The 16,104-nt window shown below is 40.8% G+C and carries 15 protein-coding genes; 3 read left to right on the top strand and 12 right to left on the bottom strand.

What is annotated here, in order from left to right:
* Positions 1–413: 413 nt before the first annotated feature.
* From ACFPOH_RS12745 to acpS, 5 genes are all read right to left on the bottom strand, one after another.
* A complete protein-coding gene (locus ACFPOH_RS12745; RefSeq protein WP_342471071.1) occupies positions 414–764 on the bottom strand; it encodes a type II toxin-antitoxin system PemK/MazF family toxin in 351 nt (116 codons plus the stop codon).
* 5 nt (positions 765–769) lie between these two features.
* Positions 770–1,066 carry a DEAD/DEAH box helicase family protein gene (locus tag ACFPOH_RS12740; RefSeq protein ID WP_390309972.1) on the bottom strand — a complete coding sequence of 99 codons (297 nt, stop codon included), beginning with the start codon at positions 1,064–1,066 and terminating at the stop codon, positions 770–772.
* Between the two features lie 114 nt (positions 1,067–1,180).
* Positions 1,181–2,299, bottom strand: coding sequence for an alanine racemase (alr, locus tag ACFPOH_RS12735; RefSeq protein ID WP_390309971.1), 1,119 nt, complete (start codon positions 2,297–2,299; stop codon positions 1,181–1,183).
* 98 nt (positions 2,300–2,397) lie between these two features.
* The gene (locus ACFPOH_RS12730; protein ID WP_342580545.1) at positions 2,398–3,408 is read right to left on the bottom strand and encodes a LolA family protein; all 1,011 of its coding nucleotides are present in this window, start codon (positions 3,406–3,408) and stop codon (positions 2,398–2,400) included.
* 101 nt (positions 3,409–3,509) lie between these two features.
* Positions 3,510–3,866 carry a holo-ACP synthase gene (acpS, locus tag ACFPOH_RS12725; protein WP_390309968.1) on the bottom strand — a complete coding sequence of 119 codons (357 nt, stop codon included), beginning with the start codon at positions 3,864–3,866 and terminating at the stop codon, positions 3,510–3,512.
* Between the two features lie 70 nt (positions 3,867–3,936).
* On the opposite strand from acpS, the gene ACFPOH_RS12720 reads away from it, so the two are divergent.
* Positions 3,937–4,542 (top strand): rhomboid family intramembrane serine protease, encoded by a 606-nt coding sequence (locus ACFPOH_RS12720; protein ID WP_342471066.1) that lies wholly within the window; start codon positions 3,937–3,939, stop codon positions 4,540–4,542.
* A gap of 106 nt (positions 4,543–4,648) precedes the next feature.
* Here the strand turns inward: ACFPOH_RS12720 and ACFPOH_RS12715 are convergent, their stop codons facing one another.
* The gene (locus tag ACFPOH_RS12715) at positions 4,649–6,157 is read right to left on the bottom strand and encodes a PH domain-containing protein (RefSeq protein ID WP_390309966.1); all 1,509 of its coding nucleotides are present in this window, start codon (positions 6,155–6,157) and stop codon (positions 4,649–4,651) included.
* Positions 6,147–6,626 carry a PH domain-containing protein gene (locus ACFPOH_RS12710; RefSeq protein WP_342471064.1) on the bottom strand — a complete coding sequence of 160 codons (480 nt, stop codon included), beginning with the start codon at positions 6,624–6,626 and terminating at the stop codon, positions 6,147–6,149. The genes ACFPOH_RS12715 and ACFPOH_RS12710 overlap by 11 nt, the downstream gene beginning before the upstream one ends.
* A 184-nt stretch (positions 6,627–6,810) precedes the next feature.
* Here ACFPOH_RS12710 and ACFPOH_RS12705 point away from each other — a divergent pair, with 184 nt between their 5' ends.
* Positions 6,811–8,394, top strand: coding sequence for a long-chain-fatty-acid--CoA ligase (locus ACFPOH_RS12705; RefSeq protein ID WP_390309964.1), 1,584 nt, complete (start codon positions 6,811–6,813; stop codon positions 8,392–8,394).
* A gap of 316 nt (positions 8,395–8,710) precedes the next feature.
* Here ACFPOH_RS12705 and ACFPOH_RS12700 read toward each other — a convergent pair whose 3' ends face one another.
* The 5 genes from ACFPOH_RS12700 to ACFPOH_RS12680 form a co-directional block, all read right to left on the bottom strand.
* A complete protein-coding gene (locus tag ACFPOH_RS12700) occupies positions 8,711–10,135 on the bottom strand; it encodes a degradosome RNA helicase CshA (RefSeq protein WP_342471061.1) in 1,425 nt (474 codons plus the stop codon).
* A 333-nt stretch (positions 10,136–10,468) separates the two neighbouring features.
* Positions 10,469–11,158, bottom strand: a complete 690-nt coding sequence (locus ACFPOH_RS12695; RefSeq protein ID WP_390309974.1) for an alpha/beta hydrolase — start codon at positions 11,156–11,158, stop codon at positions 10,469–10,471.
* A 105-nt stretch (positions 11,159–11,263) separates the two neighbouring features.
* Positions 11,264–12,634 carry a UDP-N-acetylmuramoyl-tripeptide--D-alanyl-D-alanine ligase gene (locus ACFPOH_RS12690; protein WP_390309962.1) on the bottom strand — a complete coding sequence of 457 codons (1,371 nt, stop codon included), beginning with the start codon at positions 12,632–12,634 and terminating at the stop codon, positions 11,264–11,266.
* A 12-nt stretch (positions 12,635–12,646) separates the two neighbouring features.
* A complete protein-coding gene (locus tag ACFPOH_RS12685) occupies positions 12,647–13,720 on the bottom strand; it encodes a D-alanine--D-alanine ligase (protein ID WP_390309960.1) in 1,074 nt (357 codons plus the stop codon).
* A 105-nt stretch (positions 13,721–13,825) separates the two neighbouring features.
* Positions 13,826–14,575, bottom strand: a complete 750-nt coding sequence (locus ACFPOH_RS12680; protein ID WP_342580547.1) for a hypothetical protein — start codon at positions 14,573–14,575, stop codon at positions 13,826–13,828.
* A 206-nt stretch (positions 14,576–14,781) separates the two neighbouring features.
* Between ACFPOH_RS12680 and ACFPOH_RS12675 the strand changes: the two genes are divergently transcribed.
* Positions 14,782–15,975 (top strand): FtsW/RodA/SpoVE family cell cycle protein, encoded by a 1,194-nt coding sequence (locus tag ACFPOH_RS12675; protein ID WP_342471057.1) that lies wholly within the window; start codon positions 14,782–14,784, stop codon positions 15,973–15,975.
* The last annotated feature ends 129 nt before the right edge of the window (positions 15,976–16,104 follow it).

Genomic DNA, 16,104 nt, shown 5'->3' with positions numbered 1-16,104 from the left:
CCTTGTTGGTTCGAAATCAAACCATTGACGTGTTTGTCAAGAGCGATTGCGGCGGCATTTCCTCTAGTTTCGCTAGATCACATCCCTCCAAAACTAAGTTTTCATAGATTTTTTGACACTACCGATTTTCCCTAACGATTACTATCTCTCTATATCTATGAATTTATTATGTAGAGAAAAATTTTTAAAAAAGGATCGTAGTATGTATTTATCATAACGTATTGAATTACTTTCCATCAATGACATAAATTATATTGGATACTTAATACTAGTAGCATAAAGGGAATTTGTCCGATTTCCCCTTTTCGCCCAGTGAATATATTATTTTCTGAATTGGGATGCCAATCTCCTCTTTTTTGCAAAAAAAGCTGATAAAGCGTTGTCCGCTTTATCAGCCACCCTTTCTTATGTATTCAAAATTTTATTAACCCTAGACTAATTTCTAAAGCAACATCCACTTTTTCCATTAGTTCATCATCCAAATGGGTTATTCGGTCTGTTAATCTGGACTTATCGATGGTACGCAATTGCTCAAGCAAAATTACCGAATCCCTTTCGAAACCGTACTTTTTCGCATCGATTTCGACATGGGTAGGTAATTTTGCTTTTTGAATTTGCGCAGTGATCGCTGCAATAATCACAGTAGGACTGAATCGATTACCAATATCATTTTGGATAATCAAGACAGGCCTAGTGCCACCTTGTTCAGAACCAACGACAGGTGACAGATCTGCAAAGAAAACGTCCCCACGTTTAACAATCAATAATGTCATCCCCCGCTTACGAGACGCTCCACTGTATGCTCTGCTTCATACTCGGCATGTAGACATTCGCTTGAAATCGACAAATTAATTTGTCCCATTTCTACATACCCTCTGATTAAAGCCTCCCGTATTTGATTTGGTTTACATGCAACCACTCTGCGTTTAGAAACGTAAACAATTACCTCATTGTTTTCGTTCTCCACACCGCAAAATTTCATCATTTCGTGAGGAAGAGCCACCGTAATTTCCTTTGCATCATTCACTCTCTTTGCGTACACAATAAGCACCTCCACAAAAACCATAACCTAATCTCATCACTCTCTCTCATTCTAACACCATCAATTAGAGAAGAAAAGACAAGATGTTACAATTTTTTGGTTTTTCACAGTTTTTGTTGAGGTTTTTGTCGATATTTATTAATTTTTGTAGTAAATTCTGGGTACTCTAGAAGTGATGATGCAAGGAACTTCGTAGTTTATAGTGTCTACTTTGGCAGCCCACTCATCAATTGTAATTTCTTCGTTTTTTTGTTTTCCTATTAAAACGACTTTTTCACCAATATTATATGCAGCAGGTAATGCAATCATACATTGATCCATACAAATTCTTCCCACAATGGGAACTCTTTTCCCATCGATCAAAACATCCTGTCCGCTATATTTACGAATTAATCCGTCTGCATAACCGATCGGCAATGTACCGATATAAGTTGGTTGTTCTGCGGTAAAAGTGGCACCGTAGCCAACTGACTCACCAGGCCCGATTTGTTTAACGGCAACTAATTCCGTTTCCAAAGAAAAGGCCGGTTTCAACGGATAAGGCAATTTGGATTTGACAAATTCGGAAGGTGCCAAGCCATACATGGATATGCCGAAACGTACTGCATCATATTGTAAACGTGCATCCTTGATTAAAGCGGTTGCCGTGTTCGCAACATGCACAAGTCTCGGCTTTTCCGGCAATGCTTTCAGGAATTGTTCAAATCGGTTGGCTTGTTTTTGGAAGTAGGAATCATCCTCTTCATCAGCAGTCGCAAAATGGGTAAAAATCCCATCCAAAATAAATTGTTCGGCAGATTGTATCTTTTCATACAGTGAGCGCAATTCTTTTTCTGATGTTACGCCGATCCTATGCATTCCGGTATCGACTTTAATATGTAATTTTAATGGTTTATTGCAACTTTTTTTGGCCTCTTCAACCCAATCGGAAGAATAAACCGTCAATGTAATATTTTCATTTGCCGCATATTCGGCAAATGAAACAGGTGAATATCCTAATACCAATATATCAACAGTGGGTAAATGCTTACGAACATGAAGCGCTTCTTCGGGAGTGGCCACTGCGAGCATGCTTGCCCCCGCTTCAAGGGCTGCTTTCGCCACTTCCACATCACCATGTCCATAAGCATTTGCCTTCACAACTGCAATAATTTTCACATTAGGGTGGATATGTTTTTTTAATTGTAAAACATTATATTTGATTGCATCTAAATCGATGATAGCTTTTGTTGGACGGAAGTGCTTATTGTTACGCATTTGTTAGTTTTCCCTCTTTTTCTTTTTTTAAACCATGAAATTTCTATAGGTTTTCTTCTTGTATTGTAAAACTCTCCGTCCAACAACGCAACGAATTACTATTTCAGACTGCCTGCCGTAATGGAAGCTGCCACTTCTATCATTTCTTCTTGCGTTAAGTCATTGGATGCAATGAAGAAGGAAATGCCATCCTTTTCGAAGCTGATGGAATGATCCGTAATAGCTCCGATTGTAAAGCCCAAATCCAGTAATTCCCCTGGTTGGAATACCGGAATCGTTGCGGATTCACCTATTTCAATCGGTTCTTGTACCAATGTGAAGGATTTATCCCCTTCAAATGTTAAAATCACCCGTTCGACTCCATCTTCGCCTTCGATTCTTTTTTCATCCACTAAAGTCGTGTTGTCCCAAGCAAGCACCGGATAATATGTTTGGAAATCGGCGCTTTCCTTTTCTTCAGTTGCCACATTTTCTTCATCTTTTGTAAATTGCTCAACTGCATATTCTTTTTCCTTATGTTGGACGCCTAAATCAATCTTTTTGAAGGTGATGAGCATTTGCTCCTCTTCAGCTTCGTTCAGGATCGAAACGGATTTCGGCAACAGCGTTTTCTTATCTACAGTCACCTTCTGTGTCGGCATGATGCTCTTATGGTTGTTTCTCGTTGCCGCTGTAAAAATGTAGCTGTCATCCGTTTCTTCCATCGCCACATTTTTATCCGCCAACAAATCCTCGGCCAACGCTCCGATTAAATACGGCTGGCTATTTTGTTTCGGCCACTCGCTTTGGAACTTGTACGTTTTCTTGAGCGAAGGCGTGACTACGAATACTCCTTCTTTATTGCGGATGATCATCTGCGTTACATCTTCATCTTTTTGTGAAACTTGAACGCGATAGAAATCCGGCCGTGTATGCCATACATTGACATCATACACTCTCGGTTCGCTTCCCGTTTTGATTTCCATCGTCGCATCCAGTTCATAGCCTTTCCCTTCAGCCCATTTTTCATGCAACTTCTCCAAAACTTCTTCCTTTGAATCTTTACCGCAAGCACCAAGTACGATGACACTTAACAGCAAAACAATAAATATCGTTAACTTCTGTCTCAAAACTCCATCCTTTCTACTCTAACTGGATAGGACAAATATATGAAGGCAAATAGAGGTTTATGCTATCACTATTGGACAACAACAAAAAATCATTGATGGCATCATGAACTCATAATGATCACTTGTGCCGCAGCATAATCCCTTGAATGGGTGATGCTGACAAAACCATTGACTGCTTGGCCATGAAAGTAAAGTACCGGTTTTCCCATTTCATCATTTAAGATTTCAATCTGATGAAATTCACATCCCTCCCTTATTCCAGTGCCATTGGCTTTTGAGAAAGCTTCCTTTGCTGCAAATCTCCCTGCTAAAAATTCATATTTTCTTTTTTCAGAAAGATGATTAAAAATATCCAACTCCCGCTCCGATAAAATGCGCTTATGAAATTTATCAGTCCGATTCATCAGCTCCTTGATCCGTTCAATCTCCACTATGTCCAAACCTATTCCTTTTATCATATGATGAAGTTCTCCTTTTATTAATCTCTAACAACAATGTATAATAATTTTATAAATTGAGGTGACGATTATGTTTGTTCGTACAGAAAATTTCAGGCAATATATCAAATATTATCCGGTTGTTGCAACGATTATTGCGCTAAATCTTATCATTTATATACTAACAATGATTCCTGTTATTGGTGATACGATATTTTACATGGGAATGAGCGTCAATTGGTTGATTGCTGAAGGCGAGTGGTGGCGGGTCATCACTTCCACATTCTTGCACGCAGGGTTTTTCCACATATTGTTTAATATGTTTTCGTTGTTTTTATTCGGGCCAGAATTGGAGAGAATTGCAGGGAAACTGCGTTTTATCACCATTTATTTGTTTTCGGGAATTTTCGGTAACGTTGCGACATTCATTTTTCAATCCGGGGAATATGCAAGTGTGGGGGCCAGTGGTTCGATTTATGGCATTTTCGGAGCTTATGCAGCACTTGTCTACTATACCAGAAACACAATGCCTCAACTGAAACAAATCATTATGCCGATCATTATTATTGGGTTGATTATGACCTTTTTACAGCCAAATATTAACATTTACGCCCACATTGGTGGATTGATTACCGGATTCTTGTTGGGACTTGCTTACTTCTCACCAAAAAATATATTACGTTGGCGCATGAAATAACACTAAAATTGGACAACAAAAAATGATTTATTAAAGGCTGGGACAAATGCAAAAAACATCATTTTGGCGCAACACCAAAATGATGTTTTTTTGATATATCGAAAATTTATTCTGCCGTCCCTTTATTTTCTTTGGACCGTTCAAACCAAGACAGGATCGTATCGACATCCGATTCGTTCAGATGGGCGACTTTCCCTGTTGCACCACCAATTCCGGACATGACCGTTGCCTGAACGGTAGCGATGTTTTTCCTTTTTTGAAAATAATTTTGCTTCTTTTGAATGACTTGAATCCGTTTCTTTTCGGCGATAAACGTCACCCGGCTGATGAAGCGATACCTTAATGTCAACTGGTTTCCGGAAATCAAATAGCCATTTGTTTTGTATTGCCACAAACCCAACACGAAAACAAGGAATGGGAGCAAGATGGACAATAACCCGACCGGATAAAAGAAATATGAACATATTGCAATGATTGGAATCAAACCTATGATATACACTCTGTAAAAGTGCGGCCGGGATTTTTTTGGCGGACGGATCAATCCGTTTTCAAATTGGAGCGAAAACTGTGGAAATAAACGCCGCAATGGTTCGTACATTTCTTTTTTTGAAATGAGCGGGAACATCGCGATATTTGTATCATTCTTTCCAAATCCCCAGCTCGCGCTTTCCACAACGACCGTTGCATAACGGGTAAGCTGTCTCAAAGGATTCTCGATGATCTTGATTCCCTGCACCCGATTGAGTGGAATAATAATCCGCTTTCTTTCCAACAGCCCCCGTGTAATAATGATCCGATCATTTTCCTGTACAACCGTGAAATCATAATAATTCACAAATGTGATCATGACCGACAGTATCCAGGCAATGAAAAATGCGATGAAAAGGAGAAACGCGACGAACATCATTCCGAATTGAACAATTGCGGCCACTTCTTCGACAATCCAGTCGGACGGGATAATATCCGCAAACTGGGAAAAAAAGGCCGCCACCCCCGCAATAACGACACCGATGCTATTGGAAGTCGTCGCAAGTAATATCAAATCCTTTGGCGCCATTTTATATATCACATGGGATGGTTGCGATACTTCCTCCTCGGGATTGGATTGAACAGCTTCATCCAACGGTTCATCGCCCGGTTTTTGTCCGGTTTTTGCTCTTTTTGTTTCGTTTTCAATAATCTCCGCAGCCTCTTTTGTGATGGCGGTGAATACCGCTTCCGGCTTTCCGGATGTGATCCCTGCCGTTTCCACATTGACTTCCACGAGTCCGAACAGGCGATGGAGTATCGTCTCTTTATAGTTGAAGCTTTGAATCCGATCAAAAGGGATATAACGCTTCTTTTTGACAATCAATCCATATTCCACCCGCAGTTCATTATCTTCAAACCAATAGACAAAAGTCCTCCATTCGATAATTCCGGAAATCAAATAAAAAATAATAACCACTATAAAGATGATAACAGGAATGTACTCCCAAAAATGTTTCGCATCCGCACGGAAATTAAATCCGTTCGCTATCAATAGAATAAGCAATGGTGGAAAAAGGTCTTTGAGTCCTTTCAAAAAACCAATGACTGCAGAGATGGGATGGAGCCGATATTTCTTATACATCATCTTCAGCCACCCTCGCCAATTCGGAAATTCTCGCCCGCAGCTGGTCGGCATCTTCCGTTATCAGCATCGGGATCACATGCGTTGTCGCCGCTGTGGAAATCGCAATATTGGCCAAATCATATTTTTTGAGAATCGGTCCTTGTGTGGTGTCCACATGTTGTACGCGAACCATAGGGATTAAAGTTCTTTTCACGACAAACAAACCGCTCTGGATTTCAATTTCCTGCTCCCTCACCTCATACCGCCAATGATCCCACCGGATTTTTGGGAACAGCCAAATGAAGGCGAATCCAACGATCAACACTGCTCCTATCGCTATGTAATAAAAAATGTCCAACCAATCCAATTGATAAGTTAAAAAACAAAGGATCCCTGCAATGATTGATAGAATCAAAGTATAAATAAGACCATACAGCCGCCACACGGTCAACCCTTTTCGTGGTATTTGATGTTCAAGTTCTTTTCTCATTGTCCTCACCTCTAATCCGTCACTCCTATTCTATACGGATTCACTTTCAAATTTGTTTCAAAATTCAAAATTCTCTTTGAAAAAGACTCATTTTATGGTATGTAAATTCATATAAACTTATTGTATCTTCTATGAAGTTGCGAGAATTGTTCACGTTTAAAAGAATTGGAGGAGTGTATGTAGAATGAATGTACCTTTAATTTTAACCCATTTCTTAGATCGTGCCGTAGCACTATATGGGGACAAGGAAGCAGTCATCGGTTATGAAGGGGATCGGCGCTTCACGTATCGGGAGTTCAATAATCGGGTGAACCAGCTCTCGAGAGGCCTGCAATCATTGGGCATCCAAAAATACGATAAAGTGGCTTATCTTGCGCCAAACACTATTGAAATGCTGGAGGGCTTTTATGGCATCTACCAAGTTGGTGCAGTGATGGTGCCTTTAAACATCCGTTTGAAACCGGAAGATTATCTTTTTATTTTAAATCACAGCGAATCGAAAGTTTTGTTCGTTGACCAGGAGCTTTATCATTTAATTGAACCGATCAAAGAAAAATTGGTTACCGTAAAAACAATCATTGTTCATAACAAAGATAACGAAACCAATGAAATCGGTTATGACGAGTGGCTTGCAGGCTTCGACGATTCGAAATTCGACCGTGTGGAATTGGATGAAAATGATGAGTGCAGTTTATTATATACAAGCGGAACAACCGGAAATCCAAAAGGGGTTCTTCTCACTCATCGCAACAACTATTTGCATGCTTTAAGTTCGATGCATTTCTTGCGCGTCACAGATCAAGACGTATATTTGCACGTTCTGCCAATGTTCCATGTGAATGGCTGGGGTTCACCGTTTTATTATACTGCCAACGGAGCAACCCATGTCACTTTGAGAAAGGTTGCAGCCGATCAAATTTTTGATGCCATCCAAAAATACAATGTAACGGTTATTCATATGGCCCCAACGGTATTAAATACATTATTGCAATATTACGATGAACACAAACCTGAAACTCCTAAAAATATCAGGGTTGTCATTGCGGGTTCTGCTCCGCCACCTGCGTTTGTCGGACGAGTTGAAAAAGACCTGGGATGGGAATTCATTCAAGTATATGGAATGACGGAATCTTCACCGCTCAGTTTAGGTTCCCGAATTCTTTCCCAATACGTGGATTTGCCGGAAGAAGAAAAATTCCGGTTGAAAGCGAAAGCGGGTACGCCATTTATCGGTACGGAAGTAAAAGTGGTGGACGAAAATGGGGAAGAAGTGCCTCATGACGGAAAAACGATGGGTGAAATTGTTGTCCGCGGCAACGGTGTAATGAAAGGTTATTGGAGAAACGAGACCGCCACTATGGAAACAATTGTGGGCGGTTGGCTGCATACCGGTGATGTAGGAACAATTGACGAAAAAGGATACATCGATATCACTGACCGCAAAAAGGACATCATCATCAGCGGCGGGGAAAATATCTCCTCCATCGAGGTGGAAGGCGTTCTTTATGAACATCCAGCCGTGAAGGAAGCGGCTGTTATCGCGGTTCCTCATGAAAAATGGGGGGAAACGCCACATGCCATCGTTGTATTAAAAGAAGGCCACAGCGTTACTGAACAAGAACTCATTGACTTCACCCGTTCGAAATTGGCCCACTTTAAAGCGATCAAAAGCGCGTCTTTCGTGGATGAATTGCCAAAAACAGCGTCCGGTAAAATCCAAAAAGTCCAATTGCGCAAACAATATGTCGAATCAATCCAAAAAGTATAAAAAATATAAAGAGGCTGGGACATAACTAATAAAGTGAACGAGCTGCAAAAAGAATTTTTGTAAAAAATTGATTGGAGTGACGGGGCGAGTGCTCCTGTCGCGCACGCTTAGTCGCAAAGCAAAAGCTTTCCTGCGGGAACAGCCCGAGTCTCGAGACCCCGCAGGAGTGAAGGATTGAGCTCCGAGGAGGCTCGAGCCGGGCCCGCGGAAAGCGTCCCCGGAACGGAAATCAATTTTCTTCAATTATCAAAAAAACACCATTTTCTCCCGGGAGAAAATGGTGTTTTTTATCTTTTGTCCCAGCCTCTTTCATTTCCTATCTGCCTTTGCGGCGTCCGCTTCTCTCTTTTCGGCCACGGACTTCTTTCCGTACCCCGCCGCGTCCCCCTCCACGACCGCTTGTGGAGCGTTCTCTTCGTTTTGGAAGAGGAGCTTCTTCTGTAATTTTTACCGGTGTAGCATCCGGCTCTTTTGTGAATGATTTGATCGCTGCAGCTACAAGATCCACCGCTTCATAGTTTTCCAAAAGTTCCGTCGCAAGTATGCGGTAATCTTTTAAGTCGTTCGCTTGAACAATTTCGATGAGCCTTTCAACAGCCAATTTTTGTTGACCTGCCAAAGCTTCATCTTGCGTGGGTGGCCGAAGGGGCGAAATGCGTTTTTTCGTTGTTTCTTCCACAATTCGCAAATATCCCATTTCCCGAGGCGTTACAAACGTAACGGCAATGCCTGATTTCCCCGCACGGCCAGTTCGCCCGATGCGGTGAACATAACTTTCCGGATCTTGCGGAATGTCAAAATTGTAGACGTGAGAAACACCGGAAATATCCAGTCCCCGTGCCGCAACATCCGTTGCAACAAGGATATCAATTTTATTTTCTTTAAATTGACGCAACACAGATAATCGTTTTGATTGGCTTAAATCCCCGTGAATGCCTTCCGCCAAATATCCACGGATGTTCAGCGCTTGCGCTAATTCATCGACGCGGCGTTTTGTCCGGCCAAAAACAATCGCGAGTTCAGGCTGATGGACATCCAATAAGCGGGTTAAAATGTCAAATTTTTCCCGTTCTTGGGATTTTACAAAGTATTGCTCGATATTTTCAACCGTCATTTCCTTGGATTTAATTTTCACTTCTTGCGGATTACTCATAAATTTCGTTGCAATTTTGCGAATCGCCGGCGGCATTGTTGCAGAGAACAACAGCATTTGGCGATTTTTAGGCACTTTCTCCAAAATCGCATTGATATCATCGATAAAGCCCATGTTCAACATTTCATCCGCTTCATCCAAAACAAGGGTTTGAACTTGATCAAGTTTCAATGTGCGACGGTTGATATGGTCAATGATCCGGCCTGGCGTACCTACAATGATTTGAGGTTTATTTTTCAAAGCGCGGATTTGCCGCCCGATATCTTGGCCCCCATAAACCGATAAAATTTTCACCCGCTTATCATATCCAATTTTATAAAGTTCTTCTGACACTTGGATCGCGAGCTCACGTGTCGGTGCAATAATTAAAGCTTGAATCTCAGGATTTTTCGTATCGATTTTCTCAATGATCGGGATACCGAACGCCGCCGTTTTACCTGTACCTGTTTGTGCTTGACCGATAATGTCGCGACCTTCCAAAGCAAACTTGATTGTCCCTTCCTGGATTGGTGTTGCTTCTTCAAATCCCATCCGTTTTAATGAACGTAATGTAGATTCGCTGATATTAAATTCTGAAAAATTTGTCAAACTCTTCAATCTCCTTTTTTCTTAAGTCGACAAATGGTTACATTTTTCAGATGAAGTGTCGGCAAATGTCGAGCTATAAATTGAAACGTTGCGTCAAAATAATCATTTTCTCATTCAGATAATTCAAATTATATGAAAAGGAAAGCCCGGTCTTTGCCGAGCGGTTCCATTCTATGCTTTTCTCAGTTTTGGATAGAATAAAACCGATTCATTCAAAAAAAAGTACTCTTCACACCTTTTGAAGAGCCTTTGGTACAAAATGTATCCATTGCTTTCCCTAGTCTAACAGGTACTCACAAAGGATGCAATGATATTGCTTAAAAAGTATCATTTTTACGACTTTAAAAAATGCAAAACATCCGAAAACCATGTGTCGCAATCTTCACTGAAGCAAATATGGTGTTTTCCGCAAGATGAAAAATAAATATATTTTTCCGTTGTGGGAAGTTTGTCATATAGATATTGAGCCGTCGAATACGGGACGATCCCATCGCATTTACCTTGCACAATGAATGTCGGGATATCGATTGTTTCAATATAAGGTTCCACCCGCCGAACGATTCGCATGAATTGGATTGCAGCACTAACAGGTACACTTCTTAGCTTGTACTCATATTGCTTAAATAATTCATTATTTTTCAATTGTCCTTCCACCGCTTCCTTGGCAATTTTTTGCAGCTCCACAATCAACTGCTTCGGCGCGATGTATTTTACAGCTGCACTCAGAAGCACAAGTTTCTTTACCGGATAACACATCGCCAAATATAATGCGATGACTCCTCCCATGGAAAAGCCCACAACATAGACGTTTTCCACCTTTTCGGACAATCTTTTATAGGCCAATTCCGCGTCAATCAGCCAATGCTCCGCAGTGAAACCTTTTAATGAAAGTTCCTCACCATGGCCGCATAATGTTGGTGTTTCCACAATCCAATCCGTATTGTTTTTGATGTATTCCGTCAAAGGCTCCATTTCATAAGGCCCTCCGGAAAATCCATGCAACATTAATACACCGATAGACACAGCAATCCCCCCGTTGTTCAATAAAAAAGTGAAATTCACTTCGACCATCCGTTGGTTCATTTTAATCGGTGGAGCCTCCATGAATTTCACTTTCTTGATGAATCCTTATTTATTTTGTTGAAAAGCTCTTAAGATGGTTTCCAGCTTCATGCCCCGGGATCCTTTTAATAAAATCAGCGAATCTTCATTTGCATGCTGTTTGATATACTCAATGATTTTTCCGTAATCCTCTTTCGTATGAATAATGCGTCCTGAAAATTTTGGAGCCAGCCGGTGATATAACCATTCCATCCGGGGGCCGAACAAACAAATTCTCGAAATCCGGTTTTCATCAATATACTCCGCCAATTGTTCATGGAACTCGCGCTCTTTTTCCCCAAGCTCCAACATATCTCCTAAAACAAGCCATTTATCCTTCCGCATCGATGTGGTTTGGACAAAGTCAATGGCGGCTTTCATGGATGTCGGAGCTGCATTGTATGCATCGTTAATAAATAAGACATCTCCCAAAGGAATAAGCTGCATCCGCATATCTGTCAAAGAAACTTGGGACAAACCTTTGCGGATTTGCTCTTCGGACAAGCCCAAAGATTTGGCCACGAGCATGGCGCCCAAGGAATTTTTCACTTGATGTTTGCCTAAAATCGGGATGAAAAATTCTCCGTTTAACTCTCCTTCGACAATAAAGCGGCTTCCTTTTTCCGTCGTTTCGATTGCTTTGACCATCAAATCGTTGCCTGTTCCAAAACCGAATGCTTTTGACTTTAATTGAGGCGTTTTTTCAACCAACGCCCTCAATAAAGGTTCATCGCCGTCGTAACAAAGAACGCCGTCCGAATCGAAACCTTTGATAATTTCAAATTTCGCCCTCGCGATCCCCTCTCTGGAACCGAGCTCCTGCATATGGGCTTCCCCAATGTTTGTAATAATCGCATAATGCGGTTTCGCGAGTGTGGATAAAAATTCAATCTCGCCAAACCCGCTCATCCCCATTTCCAACACGGCCATTTCCGTATCCTCATCAAGAGACAGGATAGTCAGGGGCAAGCCCAGTTCATTGTTGAAGTTCCCGATCGTTTTTTGCACTTTATAGTAAGGGGAAAGCAAGCTTGCCAAAATATCTTTTGAAGATGTTTTCCCGTTTGAACCGGTAATTCCGATAAAAGTCGCTTTCAACTCTTCGCGGTACTTGCGCGCCATTTGCTGCAACGCCGCCTCGGAATTTTCCACGAAAAGAAGCGGAACATCCTTTGGGGGATTCGGTTCATCTTTCAGCCATAGAGAACAGCTTGCTCCTTTTTCAAATGCCTGACGTACATATTGATGCCCATTTGTTTTTTCTCCGCGAAAAGGAATGAACAAATCCCCTTCCTTAATGGTTCTTGTATCGATGGAAACCCCCGTTACAATTTTCTCGCCGTCATTTCCGGCATCAATATTTAACCATTTTGCAATGTCTTGAATTCTTTTTCTCATCGTTCATCCCAACTATTCTCTGTTAAATTGAAGTTGTTGTTTTTCTTTGTGTCGTTCAATCGCAAGTTCAATGAGCTGATCAATCAATTCCGGATAATTTAATCCGGTGTTCTGCCATAAAAGCGGATACATGCTAAACGGCGTAAAACCTGGCATTGTATTCACTTCATTGATCAATACTTCATCTCCGCGCACAAAGAAATCGGCTCTCACCAAGCCGGCGCAATCCAAGATTTTAAATGCACGGATGGCCATATCTTTCATTTTCGCTTCCACTTCCGGAGAAACTTCGGCAGGAATGATCAATTGGGTGGATCCGTCCTTATATTTTGATTCGTAATCATAAAACTCCGTCGTCGGTTTGATTTCGCCTGGAACAGACACTTTCGGTTCATTGTTGCCAAGCACAGCCATCTCGATTTCCCGCGCTTCGATCCCCTGTTCAACAACAACTTTCCGGTCATATTTAAAAGCGATGTGGATGGCCTTTTCCAATTCCTCTCTATTGGATGCTTTGTTGATGCCGACGCTGGAACCTAAATTGGCCGGTTTGACGAACATCGGATAAGTCAATTCATTCTCGCATTTTGAAAGCAACGCTTCTTTATTTTGATTCCATTCGTAGCGGATAAAATACACGAATGGCACTTGGTTCAATCCTGCTACGCTGAACAATTGCTTCATGATCACTTTATCCATGCCGGCAGCGGAAGATAATACACCATTTCCAACATAAGGCAGATTCAACAGCTCAAGAAGCCCTTGAACAGTGCCGTCTTCTCCATATGTGCCGTGGAGCAAAGGAAAAACCACATCAAATTTGGCTTGTTTGTCATTTTCATCTAAAATGAACTCGAGAATATAATTCGGATTGCTTTCTTCCTTCGTAAATTTCAATTCTTCAACAGATTCCGCCGGTTTTGTCAGTTGGGGACCTCTGCACCATTCACCGTCAAGGGTGATATAAATCGGAATTACTTCATATTTGTCAAAATCAATGGCTTTCGTTACCGCAGTGGCAGTAATCAATGATACTTCATGCTCTGCGGATTTCCCCCCATACAATAATCCGATCCGTTTTTTCATTGTTCGACCTCCAAGTTTTAAGTAATACTAGTTTATCATGAAAAGAATGTCTTCATGAATACAAAAGAAAAACTCCCTGTCATCTGCACCCTTGGACAGGGAAGTTTACGTCAGTTTAATCAGTTCGTCATAGTCCTGTTTCAGAATGATTTTCAAATCGTTCCATACTTCATCAGGGTAATCATAGTCGGAGAGTGTGCGAATTTCAACACCAAAATGATTTTCCGGTTTTTCCATCTTGTAGATCGAAATAAGTGCGCCCTCTTTGAAATAACTGCGATATGCTTTTAATGAAGCGGCATCCATTTTTGGGATTCTCTCTTTCGATCTTCTTCGCCAGAACCCTCCATTACCACCGTTTTCCTTTATAATATTATTGATGAGGGTTGAGATCAGCATTTCAAAATCTTCCAAATAACGGAAGTAAATTTTCGTTGTTTTATCATCCGCAGATGAACAATACACATAACGATTTTGCAATTTCACAAAAAATGGTGTAGTGACAGGTTCTTTTTTATGCCCTAAATATAATAATTCTGCCTGCTCCATGGGAGTGAGCTGATTGATTTGCTTTTCGTCCGAAAAATCCACCCAGCATAAGTCACGATTTGAATCTTCCATCTTTTTCACAAAGTTTTTTATTTCGTCATTCGGAATATAATCCAGCTGGGTATGCATATTAAATAAACCATCTTCGTAATTGTGCTTTAAAAGCAAAATATTTTTTATGGAATCAACAGATCCAATAAACTGTTTCAAAGTCAAACCGCTAAAAATAACAAACCGATCGACATCATTCATATGTATAAACAAATGATAAAAGTAGTCGTCAACCGTCTTATGTTTTTTTGCCATCCAATCACTCTCCATTACCACAACCGTTAAGTTTATTATATGATGTAATTATGTTTTTTTGAAACAATTTCATATTGGATTCGTCTTTAACTAATGTTTAAATCTGTAATGGGCATTTTTTTGGGATAATGCATAATAAAATATGATACAGTATATTGATAGATGAACATTGTAAAATGCAATATTATAGAACATAGGTGGACAAAATGGAAAATAACAGAAACTTTGCAGAAAGATTCGATTGGAAACTTGCTGCTATACTCATTACATTTTTAATTATCAGTTTGTTGGCCATATCCTCAGCCCAAACGACGGGGCAATATGGCGAAACAAATTTCGTCATAAAACAATTGCAATGGTACGTCATCGGCGCCTTCATCATTGCTTTTGTCATGTACTTCGAGCCGGAACAATACAAAAAAATGTCTTGGTATTTATATGGCTTCGGAATTTTTCTATTAGTTTTGCTCATTTTTATGCCGGAAGGCCCAGGACAAATCGGTGAACCAAAAAACGGAGCCAAAAGCTGGTACCACCTTCCAATTGGAAGCATTCAACCTTCCGAATTCATGAAGACTTTTTATATACTGGCAGCCGCAAGACTGATCAGTGCTCACCACGAAAAATACACAATCAAAACCATTAAAACCGATTTATTATTATTAGGAAAAATCGCTCTCACTTTATTCGTTCCGCTTGCATTTATCATGCAACAGCCCGACTTGGGATCTTCATTGGTGTTTATTGCCATTACCGCCGCGTTAATTGTTGCAGCAGGTATTTCTTGGAAAATTATTCTTCCGATTTTTATAGGCGGCGCCGCTATAGGAAGTACCGTAATTTGGATGGCTTTATATATGCAGGATTTCCTTGCAGACCACTTGGGTGTGAAGCCATACCATTTTGGACGGATTTATTCATGGCTTGATCCATATTCCTATGCGGATGAAGCGGGTTATCACTTGATCACTTCCCTTAACGCCATCGGATCAGGGGAAATCTTCGGCAAAGGGTATATGAACCGGGAAGTTTATGTTGCCGAAAACCACACCGATTTCATTTTTTCAGTCATTGGTGAAGAATGGGGATTTATCGGCGCAAGTTTTGTTATCTGCCTTTACTTCCTGTTGATTTACCATTTAACCAAAATCACCCTTACCTTAAAAGATCCATTCTGTACATATGTTTGTGCCGGAATTATCGCAATGATCACTTTCCATGTATTCGAAAACATCGGAATGACGATCCAATTACTTCCAATCACGGGTATTCCTTTGCCTTTCATCAGTTACGGAGGAAGTTCACTCATGGGAAACGCCCTGGCGATCGGACTTGTCTTCAGCATGAAGTACCATTACAGAAAATACATGTTCTCGGCAAAAGATGAGGATGATTTATAAAAAAATTCCCGCTATGCGGGAATTTCAGCTTGTAGACAAAGTCCCAAACTAGTGGCCAAATCTACAGGCTTTTTTTGTATAATAGGGATAGAATTCTTGGTTAACGGGGGAAATTTAGGATGTTATCGA

Origin of the sequence: Ureibacillus suwonensis, from assembly GCF_042655065.1 — a bacterium.
GTDB lineage: Bacteria > Bacillota > Bacilli > Bacillales_A > Planococcaceae > Ureibacillus > Ureibacillus suwonensis.
This window is presented reverse-complemented; position numbering and strand designations above follow the sequence as displayed.